General features: G+C 70.7%; 13 protein-coding genes. 6 read left to right on the forward strand and 7 right to left on the reverse strand.

Translation table 11 applies throughout. The features are described 5' to 3' along the window. Positions 1-55 precede the first annotated feature (55 nt). On the reverse strand, positions 56-1,939 hold the full coding sequence (locus HUA75_RS30950; protein WP_174488441.1) for a hypothetical protein: 1,884 nt from the start codon (positions 1,937-1,939) through the stop codon (positions 56-58). A gap of 9 nt (positions 1,940-1,948) precedes the next feature. Next, complete coding sequence (locus HUA75_RS30955) at positions 1,949-2,674, reverse strand: 1-acyl-sn-glycerol-3-phosphate acyltransferase (RefSeq protein WP_141643486.1); 726 nt, start codon at positions 2,672-2,674, stop codon at positions 1,949-1,951. 160 nt (positions 2,675-2,834) lie between these two features. Here HUA75_RS30955 and HUA75_RS30960 point away from each other — a divergent pair, with 160 nt between their 5' ends. The 5 genes from HUA75_RS30960 (at position 2,835) to gndA (ending at position 9,706) form a co-directional block, all read left to right on the forward strand. Continuing rightward, positions 2,835-4,703: a hypothetical protein gene (locus tag HUA75_RS30960; protein ID WP_174488442.1), complete on the forward strand. Its 1,869-nt coding sequence runs from the start codon at positions 2,835-2,837 to the stop codon at positions 4,701-4,703. Positions 4,704-4,837: 134 nt separating this feature from the next. Next, on the forward strand, positions 4,838-5,833 hold the full coding sequence (locus HUA75_RS47785; protein WP_174488443.1) for a collagen-like protein: 996 nt from the start codon (positions 4,838-4,840) through the stop codon (positions 5,831-5,833). Between the two features lie 205 nt (positions 5,834-6,038). Further along, the gene (zwf, locus tag HUA75_RS30970) at positions 6,039-7,580 is read left to right on the forward strand and encodes a glucose-6-phosphate dehydrogenase (RefSeq protein ID WP_174454484.1); all 1,542 of its coding nucleotides are present in this window, start codon (positions 6,039-6,041) and stop codon (positions 7,578-7,580) included. After that, positions 7,577-8,248: a 6-phosphogluconolactonase gene (gene pgl / locus HUA75_RS30975; RefSeq protein WP_141643482.1), complete on the forward strand. Its 672-nt coding sequence runs from the start codon at positions 7,577-7,579 to the stop codon at positions 8,246-8,248. The genes zwf and pgl overlap by 4 nt, the downstream gene beginning before the upstream one ends. A 21-nt stretch (positions 8,249-8,269) precedes the next feature. Then, complete coding sequence (gene gndA / locus HUA75_RS30980) at positions 8,270-9,706, forward strand: NADP-dependent phosphogluconate dehydrogenase (protein ID WP_141643481.1); 1,437 nt, start codon at positions 8,270-8,272, stop codon at positions 9,704-9,706. Between the two features lie 27 nt (positions 9,707-9,733). Here the strand turns inward: gndA and HUA75_RS30985 are convergent, their stop codons facing one another. The 4 genes from HUA75_RS30985 to HUA75_RS31000 form a co-directional block, all read right to left on the reverse strand. After that, entirely contained in the window at positions 9,734-11,380 is a 1,647-nt protein-coding gene (locus HUA75_RS30985) for an acyl-CoA synthetase (protein ID WP_174488444.1), read from the reverse strand. Between the two features lie 152 nt (positions 11,381-11,532). Next, positions 11,533-12,966, reverse strand: a complete 1,434-nt coding sequence (locus HUA75_RS30990) for a tetratricopeptide repeat protein (RefSeq protein WP_141643479.1) — start codon at positions 12,964-12,966, stop codon at positions 11,533-11,535. After that, positions 12,963-13,520: an RNA polymerase sigma factor gene (locus HUA75_RS30995; protein WP_141643478.1), complete on the reverse strand. Its 558-nt coding sequence runs from the start codon at positions 13,518-13,520 to the stop codon at positions 12,963-12,965. The genes HUA75_RS30990 and HUA75_RS30995 overlap by 4 nt, the downstream gene beginning before the upstream one ends. Before the next feature lie 171 nt (positions 13,521-13,691). Continuing rightward, positions 13,692-13,868, reverse strand: coding sequence for a hypothetical protein (locus HUA75_RS31000; RefSeq protein WP_174454481.1), 177 nt, complete (start codon positions 13,866-13,868; stop codon positions 13,692-13,694). A gap of 147 nt (positions 13,869-14,015) precedes the next feature. Here HUA75_RS31000 and HUA75_RS31005 point away from each other — a divergent pair, with 147 nt between their 5' ends. Beyond that, the gene (locus HUA75_RS31005) at positions 14,016-15,026 is read left to right on the forward strand and encodes a cupin-like domain-containing protein (RefSeq protein WP_174454480.1); all 1,011 of its coding nucleotides are present in this window, start codon (positions 14,016-14,018) and stop codon (positions 15,024-15,026) included. A 10-nt stretch (positions 15,027-15,036) separates the two neighbouring features. Here HUA75_RS31005 and HUA75_RS31010 read toward each other — a convergent pair whose 3' ends face one another. After that, positions 15,037-17,784, reverse strand: coding sequence for a CHAT domain-containing protein (locus HUA75_RS31010; RefSeq protein WP_174488445.1), 2,748 nt, complete (start codon positions 17,782-17,784; stop codon positions 15,037-15,039). Between the last annotated feature and the right edge of the window lie 377 nt (positions 17,785-18,161).

Raw genomic sequence — 18,161 nt, forward strand, 5'->3', positions numbered from 1 at the left:
GCTGTGGCCTTCACTCCCAGGTGGCGCCACGACACGGAGCTTTCCGCCGAGACACCTACCAGTCCGCGCGGGTGACTCGATACATGACGGCGGAGCTGAGGGGACAATCGAAGAGCCGCTCGAAGGCCTGACTCCGTGCGCGCAGCAGATGCTCGGCGGGACTCTCTCGACGCACGCTCACCCAGCGCGGCCGGAGGGCGCGGAGCTTGTCGAGGTACACGCCGTCATTGCCCTCGTGGTTGACGTACTCGACGCGATTGCGCAGGTCGTCCGTCCAGTACTCCCCAAGGAAGGACGTCGCGCTGTCGTACGCCACCACGTCACCGGGGCGCAGCTCCTGCTCGCGCAGGTGCATCGCCTCCAGTGGCCACAGCCAACCAATCTGCAACCGGAGGCGGTCCTCGTCTCGCACGTCCGGGGTGGCGCGCGGCCCCAGCGTGGGCAACACCCGATAACCCACGGAGGCCTTCGCGAAGGACGCCACGCAGAGAAAGGCCGCGAGGGCGGACAGCGGCGCCTGGAGATAGCGCGTGCCCACCTGTCGGTGCAGCACGGCGAACGCAACCAGCCCCGCGGCGGGAAGCCCCAGCGTGAAGCGGCCCCACCACGCCGCGGGCACCAGCACCGCCAGGCCCGCGAGCAGCGGCAGCGACAACCGGAACCAGCGCTCACGACTGAAGAGGGCCGACGCGCTCACCCACAACAGCACGGGCAAGAGCAGGTACGGAAAGAGCCAGCCAAAGGCGCGCTCGCGCACGTCGGGCCAGTACATCCCCTCGCGCGCGCTCCAGTTGTCCACCATGCGCGCGAAGGCCCCGGGCGCGCCGAAGAACGCTGGCGGTCCGGCGATTTCCTCCGCGCCGATGGGGCCCGCCAGCTCACGCCCCAGCACCCGCATGCGCGCGGGCCAGAACGGGTTGCCGGTGCGCGCCGCGTTCTCCACGTACGTGGGTGCGCCCAGCCAGAGCAGCAGCAGGACCGCGAGCCCCGCCTGTCCCAGCGTCCGCCACCGCGCGCCCTTCGCGCGTCGCAGGACAAGCACTCCTCGCACCAGCAGCAACGGCGACAGGAGCGCGAGGTGGAAGAGGCCCGTCACCTTGGTGCCCGCATACAGGCCCAGCGCCAGCAGCGTCAGCGTGCGCGCGACGGGGCTCCAGTCCCGCTCGGTGAGGAAGTAGAAGGCGGTGATGAACAGCGCGCCGGCCACCACGTCGGCGTGCGAGGTGTGCAGTTGGAGGAACACCGCCGGCAGGGTGAGCCACATCGCGCCCAGCGAGGCGGCCAGCGCGGGGCTCGCGCTCGCCCGGCGACAGAGCGCGGCCACCGCGAGCGCTCCGAGCAGGCCGAAGGGAATCTGCGACAGGTCATCCAGCCGCGTGTGCCGGGGCAGCAGCACGTTCCAGACGGAGAGCAGCTCGGTGAGCTCGGGGTAGCCGTTGACGTACCAGACGGAGGTGTCCACCCAGGTGATGCTGCCCGTCTGCACCGCGTAGTTCGTCTTGGGGACGTGGTACCAGACGACGTCCCAGGCCCAGTTCGGGTAGTACCAGGCGACGACGCAGGAGAGCACGAGCGCGCACGCCGCTGGCAGCAGCGCCCAGGCGGCCAGTTCCTGGCGCCGATGGATGTCACGCAAGAGGCGCACCGGAGCGCCCAGGTCCGCGCGCAGTCGGGCGAGCAACTCCGCGCCGCCGACGCGGAGCACGGCCACCGCGAGCATGGCCCCGTGGAGCACGAGCCCCGCGACGGCGAGCTGCACGCGGCCCAGCTGCCCCGAGAGGCCCAGCCCCTGGACACAGGTGAGGATGCTCGCGGCACCGAACAGGAGCGCGGCCATCCAGCGCTCCAGCGTGGACCGCTCACGCAGGAGCGCGGCGGACAGCGCCCACGCGGCGGCCACCGCCAGCAAGGTCTCCAAGGTCCAGAGTAGCCAGCCCATGCGCGTGACTCAGCCGCCGACGGCGAGGGTGCGCTCGTACAACGCACGCACCCGCTCCGCCAGCTCCACCGCGTCCTCGCCCAGTGACTCCGGCGGCAGGGCCGGCAGGACTCGCACGCGCATGGACGCCCGCGCGTTCATCCAGGGCCCGTCTCCGTCGAGCAGTTGCGTCGTGCCCTCCACGACGATGGGCACCACCGGAACGTGCTCCTCCAACGCGAGCTGGAAGGCGCCGCGCTTGAAGGGCAGTCGCTGTCCGCCCGTCGCATAGGTACCCTCCGGGAAGATGAGGACGGGCATGCCCCGACGCAGCCACTTGCGACATGGGTCCAGCAACTGGTGCATGGCGCTGGACGAGCCCCGGACGATGGGCACGTAGGCCAGGAGCGTCATCATCCAACCCACCAGCGGCAGGTTGAACAGCGAGGCCTTCGCCACGAACTTGTACGGGTGGTTCAGCCCCATGACGGCGAGGATGTCCATGGCGGACTGGTGGTTGACCACGATGACACACGGGCCTTGGGGCAGGTGCTCACGGCCCTCGAAGCGCGTGCGCCAGCCCGGGGACAGGTGCAGCCACAGCCAGTGGCACCAGCCACACACCAGCCAGTGCAACATCCGGCGGTCCCGGTCGACGGGGAACGTGACGAGCAGCAGCAGCGCCCCCAGCGTGAAGAGCACGGGCGCCGTGAGCAGGAAGACGAGCCAGAACCAGACGGTGACGAGGTACTTCATCGCGGTGCACGGCGCAGCGGAAGGGGACTCTCGCGACAAGCCGGGGAGAGGTCGAGACGGACGCCCGGGCATATCACCTTTTGGCCCCCGCGACGTGCTCGGGACGCCCGCCCGCCTGGCGCTGCTATCATCCCGGCGCCCTGCCCCAAGTCCGGAGTACATGAGCCTCCCCACGCCCAGCAACCCACCGCTCCCTCGCTTCAAGACCGACTGGGAGCTGGCGTTGACCGCCGGCCTTGTCCTGGCCGCGGTGGCGGCGGGGGCGTACCACTGCGGCTACCTCGCCACGCCCGTCGTGGACGACGCCGCCATCTCCATCGCCTACGGCCACAGCTTCTTCGAGGGGGCGGGGCTGCGTGTCACGCCTCACTCGCAGCCCGTGGAGGGCTTCTCGAATCCCCTGTGGACGCTGCTGCTGGGGCTGAGCCAGCCCCTGGGCCTGGCGCCCGAAACGTACGCGCACTCGCTGGGCATCATCCTGGGTCTGCTGGCGCTGCCCCTCTTCGCGCTCTGGGGGCCTGTCTCGGAGCGCCGCCGTCCGCGACTGGAGGACGTCGCGGCGCCCTGGGTGGCCGCGACCAGCCCCATCTACATGACGTGGATTTCCAGCGGCATGGAGACCGGACTCCAGGCCCTCCTCCTGGCCACGGCCGGCGTCCTGCTCCTGCGCGAGCTGCGCACGGGCCGGGGCGCGAGCGCGGGCCTGGCGCTGGCGTTGCTGTGCCTCACCCGCCCCGAGGGACTCCTCTACCTGCTGGGCGCCGGCCTCTTGTGGTTGACGCACCGGACCCTGGAGCGACGCTGGACCGGACAACAGGCGTTGGGCATCGCCTGCTGGCTGCTGGTGCTGGTGGGCGGATGGTACGCGGTGAGGTGGGCCTACTTCGCGGACCTGTTCCCCAACACCTACTACGCCAAGCGCTTCTGGAAGCTCGACGGAAGCAAATATCTGAAGGACTACCTCCACCTCTCCCTCCCGCTGGTTCAGCTCGCCCTGGCAGGCGCCGTGCTGGGGTTGATGGGAGGCGTGGCCTCCGCGAGGAGCGCGGCGCTCGGCGCCCTCTTCCTGGCTGCGGGTGGGTTCTTCGCATGGCGCTCGGGTGACTGGATGCGCGAGTGGCGCTTCATCGCGCCGCTGGTGCCCTTGCTGGGCGTGTGCATGGCGTCGGGTCTGTCGGGCGTGCGTGCGCGCGCGGCGGCGCTGACCACGCGCGGTGAGCGCTGGCGCTGGCCCGCGCGCATCGGCGTGGGCGCCGTGGGAGTGGCGGCCCTCTGGCTGGGTCTTCCAGGCCTGAGAGAGGCGACGCTGCGCGCGCCTCGCATCAAGGCATCCCCGGAGCTGCCCTTCCAATACGTCGCCAGTCACTACGTGGGCGTGAAGCGGCTCGCCGCCGAGCTGGGTCAACTCCGGCCGCTGGTGGCGGCACCGGACCTGGGCGGGCAGGCCATGGTGCTCCGCGAGGCGGAGCTCGTCGACGTGGCGGGACTCGGCGACTATGCCATCGCGCATCACTCGGGCAATCCCCAGGCCCTCGCGGACTACCTCCTGTCGGAAGGGCCCCCCTTCCTTCTCGACTCGCACGGCCCGAGCCACTACCTGACGAGACTGCCCGGCCTGATGCCGAACTTCCGGCACATCGGCGGGACGGAGTGGCAGCTCATCGGCCTGTCGGCCACGGAGGACCCTCGCTGTCCGGGAGGAAAAAGCGCGGCGCTGGCGCCGGACCGAGAAGCCCTGACACGCCTTCTCGAGCAGGACATCCGGGACGGCGAAGCGGAACGAGGCCTGAAGCGCTGGCGCTGCGTGCTCACGTACAAGCCGTCGAGCGAGTTGCCTTCGCCCGTGGAGCGCGAGCGACTCGCGGACCTGGCCACGGAGCGTGGAGAAGCCCTGGAGGCGGACGAGCAGCGCATGCCCGCGCTTCGGCTCTATTCGCTGGCCACCTTGCTGGACGAGGGCAATGCCCACCGACGCCGGAGAACGGAGTTGCTGCGCGCCCAGGTGCTTCCACCACCCCCGGGCATCTGAACCCGGGTCGCTTCACCCGGAGTTCCAGAAGGCAGACGCCGTGGATGAGAGGGATTCGAGGGCACGTACTCGCCGTGTCTCGGCCCATGCGAGGTATTGCCCCCGGCAGGGCAAGCTGATACCGGGCGCGCCCTATGACGAAGACCCCCTGGCGCGCACTCGCGCCATTGCTGCTGTGCTGCCTGTTCACCACCGCCGCCTGCACCACCGAGGGCCCCACCGGAACCCAGGGTCCGCAAGGTCCCCAGGGCCCCCGAGGTCCCGAGGGCGGTCCGCCGGGTCCTCAGGGAGAGCAGGGGCTCCAGGGCGCCCAGGGGCCCAAGGGCGACACCGGTGAGCGCGGGCCGCAGGGCGTTCAGGGCGCGCAAGGCGTTCGCGGCGAGACAGGCTCCACGGGGGCACAGGGTCCGCAGGGAATGGAAGGGCCTCGCGGCGTGGTGGGTCCCCAGGGAGTCCAGGGCCCCAAGGGCGACACAGGGGCGCAGGGACCGATGGGGCCCATGGGCCAGGCGCCCCAGCTCTGCACGCCGGGCGAGTCCTTCTGCGAAGGGACCTCGCTGTGGGCCTGTACGCGCACCGGCACGGATGCGGTGCTGGGCATGAAGTGCGAGGGAGATGGCACGGCCACCAATCCCATGGGCTGCTTCACGACGGGCTGCAACGGGAACGCCGCCGCGTGCTGTCGCACGGTGAAGCCCACCTGCCACTGGAACCTGACCAGCCCCAGCTCCACGGGCGTGTTCTACGAAGCCAGCACCTACTCCACGACGCCCACCACCGGTGAGTGGTTCTGCTCGCCGCCGACGTACTGCGCCACGGACGACGGCTTCGACGTGAGCCTTACCCACTTCACCTCCCGGGCTCCGACGTGCGGAGTCGCCTTCACCGGGGTGAGCTTCCGCATCAAGCGTCCCCTGCCGGCGCCGGGAACCGTCTACACGCTGCCGGACTCCCGGGTGACCAGCATAAGACTCAACAGCCAGCTGCCCACCTCCGCGTGCGGCTCCTGGACGGGGCGCCTCACCTGGAACTCCGAGGTCCCCACCTGGAGCGTGAGCCTCGACCTCACGTGCTCGGAGACGGGCAAGAGCCACATCCGGCTCGTGGGCACCTTCGGCGGCGACCGCTGAGTCCGCGCCAGGGTCGCCACGCACGGTCCTCCCTCGACTGAGCGTGGCGACTCCGGAGGCCCGCCGTTAGAGCAGGCCCCGCGAGGCGCTCTTTCGGACGCTCCAGACGTCACGCGCACATCACTGCGCGCACTCTGGCTTGCCGCGAGGCAACGAGAGCGGCGTAAGGTGGCCCCGCACGAAGGCACTCGGAGGAGGCAGCGGAATGGACGCGCAGGGCCTGCACATCGAGACGCATCCCCGAGAGGGAGACCCGCTGCTGCGCGCCACGCGCCCGGACCCATGCACGGTGGTGCTCTTCGGCGCGACGGGAGACCTGGCGCAGCGCAAGCTGTTCCCCGCCCTCTTCGAGCTGGCGCGCGCCAACCTCCTGCCGGACCACTTCTCCGTCGTCGCCTTCAGTCGCTCGCAGCTCGACGACGAAGCCTTCCGCGACCACGTGAAGGAAGGGCTGCGGAAGTTCGCGCGCACGCAGCCGCTCGACGAGGCGACGTGGCAGAAGTTCGCCCCGCGCCTGGAGGGCATCTCCGGCGGCTATGACGACGCGGAGTCCTTCAAGCGCCTGCGCGAGCGGCTGGAGCAGGTCGCCAAGCGCCAGGGCACCGAGGGCAACCAGCTCTACTATCTGGCCACGCCCGCCTCCACCTTCCCCCAGATTCTGCACAGCCTGGCCGGCGCCGGGCTGCTCAAGCGCGAGGAGCATCCGCAGGCGAAGCCCTGGCGGCGGCTGGTCATCGAGAAGCCCTTCGGTCACGACCTGGAGAGCGCCCGCGAGCTGAACCGCGAGCTGGCGGCGGTGCTGGACGAGAAGCAGATCTTCCGCATCGACCACTACCTGGGCAAGGAGACCGTCCAGAACATCCTGGTCTTCCGCTTCGCCAACGCCATCTTCGAGCCGCTGTGGAACCGCAACCACATCGACCATGTGGAAATCACGGCGGCGGAGGCGATTGGCGTGGAGGGCCGCGGCGGCTTCTACGACGAGACGGGCGTCATCCGGGACATGGTGCAGAACCACCTGCTCCAGGTGCTCGCGCTGTGCGCCATGGAGCCGCCGGTGTCCTTCGGCGCGGAGGACATCCGCGACGAGAAGAACAAGGTGTTCCGCGCGCTGCGCCCCGTGGAGGGCAAGGAGGTGGCGCGCGCCGTGGTGGCCGGTCAGTACGAGGGCTACCTCAAGGAGAAGGGCGTCAAGCCCGACTCGCGCACGCCCACGTACGTGGCCATGAAGCTCAGCGTGGACTCGTGGCGCTGGGAGGGCGTGCCCTTCTACCTGCGCGCGGGCAAGGGCCTGAAGAAGCGGATGACGGAGGTGTCCATCCACTTCAAGTCGGTGCCCATCGGCCTGTTCTCCGGCGAGGGCGCCACCTGCCAGCGGCTGCAGCCCAACGTGCTCACGCTGCGGATTCAGCCCCAGGAGGGCATCGCCCTCTCCTTCGAGTCCAAGGTGCCCGGCGAGGACGTCAACATCGCGGGCGTCACCATGGACTTCAACTACGAGGAGAGCTTCCAGAAGCCGGTGCCGGAGGCGTACGAGCGGCTGCTCCTGGACTGCATGCGCGGCAACGCCACCCTCTTCGCGCGGCAGGACAGCGTGGAGCAGGCGTGGGCCTACGTGACGCCCATCCTCCAGGCCCTGGAGTCCGGAGAGGGAGGCACGGTGCACCCCTACACGGTCGGCAGCACCGGCCCCCAGGCCGCCTCCGCGCTGCTGGCCCGCGACGGGCGGCGGTGGACGCAGCTATGAGCGCGCTGCCTCCACGCATCGTCCCGCCGGAGAACCTGGCGCGCGCGGCCGCCGAGTGGATGGCGCGGTCGCTCCAGACGTCGCTCGCGATGAACCGGCGGGTGAGCCTGGCCCTGTCGGGTGGAGGCACGCCGGGCCCCGCGTACCGGGAGCTGTCCCGCCTGACGCTGCCGTGGGAGCGGGTGGACCTCTACTTCGTGGACGAGCGCTTCGTTCCGCCGGACCACCCGGACAGCAACTACCGCATGGTGGAGGAGACGCTGGTGGCTCCGCTGCGGCTGTCGCCGTCGCAGGTGTTCCGCATGGAGGGCGAGCGCGGGGACCGCGAAGTCGCCGCGCGCGAGTACGAGGCGAAGCTGCCGCCGGTGCTGAACGTGGTGCTGCTGGGGATGGGAGAGGACGGGCATACGGCCAGCCTCTTCCCTGGCCACCCGGCGCTGGAGGAGCAGAGCCGGCGCGTGCTGTCCGTGGTGGGCCCCAAGCCGCCGCCCTGGCGGATGACGCTCACGATGCCGACGCTGCTGTCAGCGAGCGCGGTGCTGATGCTGGTGGCGGGCGCGGGCAAGCGGGAGACGGTGCACCGGGCGCTCGCGGGCGACCCGGCGCTTCCAGCGGCCCGGGTGACGAATGCGCAGTGGATGTTGGACTCCGCCGCCGCGGGACGGTGAGCGGGCCTTCTCGGAGGATGCATGAGTGCGGCAGCGAGCGCCCAGGCGGGCGCGCAATTCGGCGTGGCGGGAATGGGCGTCATGGGCGCGGCCCTGGCCCTGAACATCGCGGACCACGGCTTCCGGGTGACGGCGTGGGACCGGCATCCGGAGCGCATCGACGAGATGCACCAGAAGCACGGGCATCCGGAGCTGAAGGGCACCGCGTCGATGGAGGAGTTCGTCTCGCGGCTGGAGCGCCCCCGGCGCATCCTGCTGATGGTGACGGCGGGCGCGGCGGTGGACCAGATGCTGGAGCGGCTCTTCCCGCTTCTGTCGCCGGGCGACGTCATCATGGACGCGGGCAACTCCTGGTTCCTGGACACGCGCCGGCGCGAGGAGCTGTGCAAGTCCAAGGGGCTGCACTTCCTGGGCGTGGGCGTGTCCGGCGGCGAGGAGGGCGCGCGTCACGGCCCGTCCATCATGCCCGGCGGCCCGACGGAGGCGTACGCGCTGGTGCGTCCGGTGCTGGAGGCCATCGCCGCGCGCACCGATGAGGGCCTGTGTGTCACGCACGTGGGGCCGGATGGCGCGGGCCACTTCGTGAAGATGGTGCACAACGGCATCGAGTACGCGGACATGCAGCTGCTCGCGGAGACGTACGACGTGCTGCGCCGGGGCCTGGGCCTGTCGGCGGAGGGCGTGGCGGACCTCTTCGCGCAGTGGAACCAGGGCATCGCCGAGTCCTTCCTCTTGGAGACCAGCATCAAGGTGCTGCGCAAGAAGGACGCGGAGACGGGCAAGCCGCTGGTGGACCTGGTGCTGGACAAGGCCGGTCAGAAGGGCACGGGCAAGTGGACGGTGCAGGTGGCGTTGGATTTGGGCGTGCCGGTGCCCTCCATCGCCTCCGCGCTGGATGCGCGCAACCTTTCCTCGATGAAGGACCAGCGCGTGGCCGCGAGCCACAAGCTCAAGGGCCCCTCGGAGGCGCTGTCCTCGGAGGAGAAGGCGCAGCTGGCGGCGTGGGCCCATGACGCGCTGTACGCGGCGCGGGTGGTGACGTACGCGCAGGGCATGCGGCTCATCCAGGCGGCGTCAGACGAGTACAAGTGGAACATCTCCCTGGCGGAGATGGCGCGCATCTGGCGAGGCGGCTGCATCATCCGCGCGAAGCTGCTCACCCCGCTGCGGGAGGCCTTCACCCGCCAGCCGGAGCTGCCCAACCTCCTCGTCTCGGACGCCTTCGCGCCGGTGCTCGAGAAGCTGTCGCCGTCCTGGCGCAAGCTGGTGGGCGCGGCGACGAAGCTGGGCATCCCCGTGCCCGTGTTCAGCTCGTCACTGGCGTACCTGGACAGCTACCGCAGCCCGGAGCTGCCGCAGAACCTCACCCAGGCCCAGCGTGACGCCTTCGGCGCGCACACGTACCAGCGCCGGGACAAGCCCGACGCCGGCTTCGTGCACTCGGACTGGAACAGCTGACAGCGCTTCGGAGCCGGGGTGACGTCCTCACCCCGGTTTCGGCGGCGTGGCGCGCAGCTCCGCGCGGCGAATCTTGCCGCTCACCGTCTTGGGCAGCTCGGAGACGAACTCCACCTCGCGCGGGTATTTGTACGGCGCCGTCGTCCGCTTCACGTGCTCCTGGAGCTCCTTCGCCAGCTCCTGTGACGGCGTGAAGCCCGGTGCCAGCACCACGTACGCCTTCACGCGCTGGCCAATCTTCTCGTCCGGCACGCCAATCACCGCCGACTCCGCCACCGCCGCGTGCTCCAGCAGCGCGGACTCCACCTCGAAGGGGCCCACGCGGTAGCCGGACGTCTTGATGACGTCGTCCGCGCGGCCCACGAACCAGAAGTAGCCCTCCGCGTCCCGCACCGCCCTGTCCCCGGTGACGTACCAGTCCCCCCGGCGGCAGGCCGCGTTGGCCGAGTCGTCCCCCACGTACTCCTGGAACAACCCCACCGGCCGCTCCGGAGCCACGCGCACCGCGATGTCGCCCTCCTGGCCGTCCTTCACTTCCTGCCCCGTGTCGTCGATGACGCCCACGGTGAAGCCCGGGGACGGCTTGCCCATGGAGCCCACGCGCGGCTCCACCGAGGGGAACATGCCCACCACCACCACCGTCTCCGTCTGCCCGTAACCCTCGCGGATGTGCAGCCCCGTGGCCGCCTTCCAGGAGTCGATGACCTCCGGGTTCAGCGGCTCGCCCGCGCTCACCGTGTGGCGCAGGGACGACAACTCGAAGGCCTTCAGGTCCTGGAGCACCAGCGAGCGCCACGCGGTGGGCGGCGCGCAGAAGGTGGTGACGCGCTGGGACTCCAGCAGCTTGAGAATCCTCCCCGCGTCGAAGCGGCCCCGGAAGTCGTAGACGACGTTGCACGCGCCCTGACTCCACGGGCCAAAGAGCTTGCCCCAGGCACACTTGGCCCAGCCCGTGTCACTCAGCGTCAGGTGGCGGTCCTCCGGCGTCAAATCCAGCCAGTACCGCCCGGTAATCACGTGGCCCAGGCCGTAGCTTGCGTGCGTGTGCAACACCAGCTTCGGCATGCCGGTGGTGCCGGACGTGAAGTAGATGAGCAGCGGGTCCTCCGCGCGCGTGGGCGCGAAGGACTGGCCATGCGCGCCGGTGCCCACCGTGCCCGCCTTGTAGGAGACCCATGGCTCGGGGGCACCGTCGCCCACCGCCACCCAGGTCTCCACGCGGCCGGTGCCCGCGAGTCCCTCGAAGCGGTCCAGACAGCTCACGTCGGCGATGACCGCGTTGGCGTCCGCCGCCACCAGTCGGTAGCGGATGTCCTTGACGGTGAGCATGGGCGTGCCGGGCATGAAGACGATGCCCACGCGGATGCAGCCCAGCACCAGGAACCACCACTCCGGCACCCGGGGCATCATGATGAAGACCCGGTCGCCCTTCTTCAGCCCCAGGCCCGCGAGGAACTGCGCGGCGTGAATCGAGCGCTGCCGCACGCCCTGCCACGTGAAGCGCTGCTCGCGGCCGGACTCGTCGGACCACAAGAGCGCCAGCGACTCCGGACGCTCGGTGGCGTGCCGGTCCACCACGTCGGTGGAGAAGTTGAAGTGCTCGGGCCGCTCCCATCGGAAGTCACGGTGGGTGGCCGCGTAATCGCTCATGTTGCGGGGCGCGAACTCAGGCATGCGGGCGAGCCTGCCACGCACCCCAAGGACACCGCGCTCACACCGTGCGGCGTTCGCACGGTGGACAACAGCGCGACGCGCCCTACAAAGACGAAGGGGCCGGCCCTGATGGACCGCCCCCTCGACACCTCAGCGCGGACGCCGCGTCGTCCTCAGTTCAGCTCCATGCACGGGACGATGTTGCCCAGCCCGTTGCACGTCAGCATCGCGTCCATCAGCTGCTTCTCCGCCAGCGCCGTGTGGCCGGCGGCCAGCTCGCGGCGGATGCTCTCGCGCTCGGCCAGGAGGTGCAGCCACGGGTCCGGCGTGCCCTCGGCGAAGCCGCGCAGCGCGCTCAGCGCCGTGCCGTCCACCACCGCGCTCCCCGTGTGCACCAGCGCCCCGAAGTAGATGTCCCGCTCCCCCGAGCGGCGCAGCGACTCCAACAGCGCCGTGGCGTCCTTCTTCGTCTCGCGCTCCCTCAGGAGCCCCGCATACCCCTGCGCCAGCGGCGCCCTCGCGGCGAAGTCCCGCGTCGCCACCTGCCGCACGTAGTCCTGCAGCACCGAGCCGCCCCCCAGCGTGTCCAGCTCCTTCGCGAGCGGAAACAGCGCCTCCACGCCCTCCTTCGAAGTCACCGTGCGGACCGCCTCGTACAGCGCCGCGCGCGCCACCACCGGCCGCTGCGCCAGCTGCTTCGCGTCCCAGGGCGCCTCCCCCGTCAGCGTCAGCCACGCGTCCGTCACCTGCCGCCGCCACCGCACCCGCTCCTCCGCCAGCTGCGTGCGCAGCTCCGCCGCCATCCGACGCGCCTCCGCGCTCCAGCCCTCCTCACCCAGCGAGGCCACGGTGTCGAACGACGCCGCCGCGCGGTCCAGCAAGTCGCGCTCCCGCAGCACCAGCGCGCGGTTCCACAGCGCCTGCGCATGGTTCGGGTTCTGGCGAAGCGCGCTCGTCAACAGCCCCAGCGCCTCCTCGTACCGCTGCCGGCTCAGCGCCACGACCGCCTGGTCGTTCGCCTTGTCCGCCGACTCCGGCTCGCGCCCGAGGAACGCCTCCGCCTGCTGCCAGTCTCCGCGCAGCGCATACGCCGCGGCGATGCCCCGGAAGTCGTGCCGCTCCTCCAGCTCCGCCAGCGGCCGAAGCGGCAACATCTCCGACGCGTGACTGGTGCCGCGCATCGGGCTGTAGGGAAGGAAGCGGTCCGCCTTCGGGTGGCTCAGCCGCGCCTCGAACGTGCGGGAGTCCGCGCTCGCCAGCCATACCGCGTCCGGAATCTGGGGCGGCTCCTGAAAGCGGAACACCCCCACCGCGGCCAGGCCCGCCGCCAGCGCCAGCGGCACCGCCGTGCGGTAGACCTTCTGGAGCCTGGCCCGCAGCGGCACCACCTTCGCGGACACCGGCTCGGCCACCTCCACCGGCTCGGCCACCGGAGCAGCGCCCCCCAGCGCCCGCGCCGCGAGCAGCTCCAGTTGCAGCAAGTCCCTCAGTCCCGATTCGCACTCAGCGCACCGCGTCAGGTGCTGCCGGAAGGCCTCACCCTCCGTGGCGGAAAGCTCTCCGTCGACGAAGAGGTGCAGTCGGTTGTTGGTGCATGGCGTCGTCATGAGCTCGTTGCCCCCCGCTCCCGGGCCACCGCTACCTGTGGCAGCAGCAAGTCCTTCAGGTCCCTGCGTGCCAGGGTGAGCCAACTGCCCACCGTGCCCACGGGAACGTTGAAATGCTCGGCGATGGCGTTGTAGCGCTTGCCCTCCGCATGCAGCCGGTAGGCGTCGCGCAGGTGCGGCTTCAGCCGCTCCACCGCTTTCTGGAACTCCTCGGTGCTCACCAGCTCCCAGTTCTCCTGGGCCTCCCCCTGCGCCACCCCCTCCTGCACCAGGGCAAGGTGTGGCATCCCCCGCGACTCCGTGCGCTGCCTGCGGCAGTAATCCAGGAAGCGGTTGGTCATCGTCGTACACAACCACGCCGCCGCCGCCGCGTCCGTCCGGTCCTTCAACGCCTCGAAGTCCTGCATCGCCCGCTCGAAGGCCTCCTGGACCAGGTCCTCCGCCTCCAGGCTCGAACGGGCGGACAACCGGCGCGCCAGGCCCAGAAGACTGGGCCGGTGCTGTCGGATGAACGCCTCAAAGCGCCTCCGCTCCCGGTTGAAGAGGTTTGCCATGTTGTCCTACATGCTCGCGCGGCAGGTTTCCCAGTCAAAGACGCGAAGGCGCCTGTTCCTTGAGAAAAAAGTGCAAGGGCACAGACAAGGAAATGCCCGGAGGGGGGTCATTCCCGTCCGGGCATTGGATCTCAGCGGGGGTGCGGGCCCGCCGCTGGTCGGGGAAGCGGCCTAGCGGAGCTCCGGAGCGGAGGCCAGGGCGGGGGTGGACGGCATCGGTAGGGGCTTGCGCTCGCGCTGCACCCCCACCTCGGTGGCGCAGTCCACGTAGTTGTTCTTCACGTGGGCGTCCGCGGCACTCGACTCGACGACCTTCGCACTCGGGGACTGCTTGGAACCGGGCGTCATGCCTCGCTCCTCGTGCTGGGATACAGGCAGCACGTACAAGTTGCTGGTGGATGAAACTTTGAAACTGTCGCCGTCCTTACCATGCTCCGGTGCGGTTCCGTGAGAGGCAGGGGGGTGGATTGAGTCGTGAAATCCAAGGATTTCCAAATGAGCGCGGATACGTCCCGGTTGGCATTGGAGTGGCAGGTCTGGCTGGTGGAGAACCTCGCGCTGGGGGTGACGCGGGAGGAGGCCTGTCGCGCGTTGATGGGTGTTGGGGTGGGTGAGGACGTGGCGCGGGAGGAAGTGGCGCGCGTGGAGGCGCATCCCTTCTTCCAGGCGTGTCAGCGGTTGGGGCGCCGCTACGGCTGGCTGGAGTCCGTCATGGATGTCTACAGCACGCTGCACCGGCAGTCGGGCGGGCACGCGGCGCTGGAGCGGCGGGAGGGCCTGTCCGCGGACGAGTTCTTCACGCGCTACTACTTCGGCCACCGGCCGGTGGTGCTGACGGGGTTGATGAAGGACTGGCCCGCGCTGGAGCGCTGGACGCTGCCGTACCTGGCGGAGCGGGTGGGCGACGCGGAGGTGGAGGTGATGACGCGGCGGGAGTCGAACCCGGACCACGCGCCCGAGCCGGAGAAGCACCGCGAGGCGATGCGCTTTCGCGACTACGTGCACCGCGTGGCGACGGGGGGCACGACGAACGACTACTACATGGTGCCGCGCAACGAGAACTGGCAGCGCGACGGCTTCAAGCCCCTGCGCGACGACGTGCGCGCACCCCAGGGCATCATCGACGCGGAGCTCCGCCCGGACATGATGACGCTGCTCTTGGGCCCGGCGGGCACCGTCACCCCGCTGCACCACGACAACATGAACGTGATGCTGGCGCAGGTGATGGGGCGCAAGCACATCAAGCTCATCCCCTCCTTCCAGCGCCACCTGATGTACCCGCGCTATGGGACGTTCAGCCACGTGGACGCGGCGCGCCCGGACGCCGAGCGCTTCCCGCTGTTCTCGGAAGCGCACGTGGTGGAGGCCGTGCTGGAGCCCGGGGAGCTGGTCTTCATCCCCGTGGGCTGGTGGCACTGGGTGCACGCGCTCGACGTGAGCGCGTCCGTCACGTTCCACCACTTCCTCGTGCCCCAGGGGAACACGTACCTGCCCACGCCGCTCTAGCGGCGCGTGCTCAGTCGGACGTCTCCACCAGCAGCACGTGGTGCGTCCAGCCGTTGCGGGCATCGCGCGCGAGCCACTTCTGTCGCTCGTCGCGCAAGGCCACGGCGGGCGCGGTGCCGCCGCGGATGCGCTGGCGCACGCCGTCGAAGAAGCGGCCCGCGGCGTCCGGGATGTCCACGGTGGAGGCGAGCACCGCGCGCGCGCCCGCCTCGATGAACGCGGCCGGCAGGCTGAAGGGCTCGTGGGTGGTGGTGGAGGCCAGCCGCCCCGCGCTGCACGCCGCGAGGAAGACGAGCGGCGCGCCCGCCAGCTTCTGCTGCCGGACGATGTCAGCCGTCAGCGCATAGCGGCCGTTGCCCTCGGGCGTCAGCACCACCAACGCGGCGTCGGAGAGGACCGGGTCGCTGATGCCGTGCGCGTGAATCTCGATTTCCGTCGCGTCCGACATGCCGGAGAGCACGCGCGAGGGCGTGGCGTCCGGGCCCGACAGCAGCTCCAGCGCCGTGGACTCTGTCTCGGTCGACGGCGTCCACGGGGGCAGCCGGGGCAGTTGCAGGAGCGCGGGCGCCTCCACGCTGGAGACCACCAGCCGCCGGGACGAGGGCGCGCCGCCGGGAGGCGGGACGGTGCGGCCCATGCGGAAGCTCCAGGGCTGGTCCGAGGGCAGCAGGTCCGTGCGCCCGAAGACAGGGGCCCAGGCCAGCACGTCCACCTGGGGGCAGCCTCGCAGCGCCTGCCGCACCCGCTCGGGAATGAGCTGCGCGCTGGAGCTCTCGGCGAAGGGCGCCTTGCGGTCTCCCTGGTAGTCACCCACCAGCTCGCCGTCCGGTCCGCGCGCGACGGCCACGGAACGCTCGCTGTGCACGGCGGCGGCCAGCGCGCACTTCGTGGGCACCTGCGTCTCCAACTGCGCGGCCATCAACTCCAGCACCCGCGCCCAGTCGCCGGTGCGCCCCGCATCGGTGACGAGCGAGGAGTAGCTCAGCGTCCACGACTCGCGCGCCAGCACGTCGGTGGACGGCAGCTTCCGCGCGTCCTCGATGGCGCGCGTGAGCAACTCCACGCCCCGCTCATGCTCCCGGTCCAGCGCGAAGCGGCCCTCGATGTAGCGCGCGTACACGGCGTCGCCGGGTATCGGGTTGTTGACCCGCGCGACGTCGAACACATGGCGCAGCCGCTCCGCGTCCTTCGGGTCCGGACGCGCGCGCGCCATCTCCGCGAACGTCGCGCCGAACATCAGGTCCAACGGCGCCTGGGGACACGCGGCGGCGGCGGCCAGCGCGTCACGCGCGGCCTCCGGACGCAGCGCCAGGTAGGACGTGTGGGCCCGATTGATGTTCGGCCAGTAGCAGGGGTCGATGCGACCGCCGCGCGCGGACCACTCCTCCACATAGGCGAGCGCGCTGGAGAAATCGCCGCGGTCCCTCGCGATGTGGTTGAGGTTCTCCAGCGCCGTCAGCTCCAGGTCCCACTCCTGGAGCTGGCGCGCCCAGGACCAGGCGGTGCGCGTGTGCTGCTCGGCCTCCGTCAGCCGCCGCAGGTCCGCGTAGAGGATGCCCAGGCGGCCCTCCAGCTCCACGCAGCGCACGGAGAAGGCGCCCTCGCGGCAGCGCTGGAGCGCGTTGAACAGGCGCTGCTCGGCCTTCCACCACTCCCCGTCCGCCACCTCCTTGCGGGCCCGCTCGCGCTCCAGATAGAGGCTGAACCAGGAGTCCTGGTCGCGCTGGGTTCGCGACTCCAGGTCCGGCAGGTAGCGCAGCGCGGCCTTGTTGTGCAGCGCCAGCCCGACGAAGAGGTCGTCCTCACTGGAGGCGCGCACCATCTCCACCAGCGACTCCGGCGCGGCGGCGCGCTTGCGCACCGCCGCCGCGTAACTCCGCGACAGCTCACCCCGGCGGGCGAAGTCGCGGGACGACACGCGCGTCACGTAGTCCCCGAGCGAGGAGCCGCCCTGGATGCGGTCCAACTCCCGCGCCAGCGGCATCAGCGCCAGCACGCGCTCCTTCGACGGCGCCGCGCGGACCACGTCGTAGAAGTGCTGCCGGACGACCCCCGGACTCTGACGCGCTTCCTGGAGGGGCAGCGGCGCCTTCGCGTCGTCCATCAGCGCCAGCGTCGCGTCGCGCGCGCCGCGCCACTTCCTCGCCCGCTCCAGCGTCTCCTCGCGCAGCGTCAGCGCGTGCGCCTTCGCCTCGCGGCTCCACCCCTGCTCTCCGAGCGCGGCCACCTTCTCGAAGGTCTCCGCCGCCTTCATGGTGAGCCCCATGTCGCGGAGCACCAGCGCGCGGTTCCACAACGCCTGCGGGTGCTGGGGCTTCGTCGCCAGCACGCCATCCAGCAACCTCAGCGCCTGCTCGTGGGCTCCCTTCGCCAGGTGCACGGCGGCCAGGTCGCTGTCGCGGTCCGGGGATGACGTCATCCGCTCCAGGAAGGAGCCGGACTGGTTCCACTCGCCCTGCAGGCCGTACGCGGCGGCGATGCCCGCCCAGTCGCCCTCCTCCTCCAGCCGGGCCAGCTCTTTCAACGGAATGGGCTCGGGAGGAATGAGACAGCCACCCGCGGAGACTCGCGGACGGTAACGGTCGGCTTCCGGGTAGGTGAGTCGGGCCTCGATGCGCGCGGACGCCCGGCGCTCGGCCCAGAATCGCGTCTCCACTCCGTTCCCCCCGGACGGTGTGCGCGCGAGCAGGAAGGTGACAACGAGCACGGGCGCGGCCAACGCCAGGACCAGGGCCTTGTCGTACGTCGACTTCAACATGCTGCCCCCTCGGGCGCCTCCCCCAAGCAGCCGCCCACGCGTTGGGTTCTACACCAACCCTCCTGCCTCCGCCGACTTTCGACGGAAAGCAGACACCCCTCCCCCAGGGTGCGGACGTTCGGGAGTCCACGTCCGTCTCGTACGAACGGACATGCCGCCGAATCCTCGGCACCGGTGACGCAGGTCCGGATTTCCCATGCAACGGCGGACGTGCGGGACGACGGCGCGCCCCCAGGCCGTGGAGCATGCGAGCACGACACGACGCGAGGTGGCCCGCGCACCCACCCGCGACGCGGCGCTCCATCCCCCCAGAATCACTGCGCGATGCGGCAACCGGCGAGCGAGCACGAAAGCGCCGTGCCGCTTCACTCCCCACC

Origin of the sequence: Myxococcus sp. CA040A, assembly GCF_013336725.1 — a bacterium.
Lineage (GTDB): Bacteria > Myxococcota > Myxococcia > Myxococcales > Myxococcaceae > Myxococcus > Myxococcus llanfairpwllgwyngyllgogerychwyrndrobwllllantysiliogogogochensis.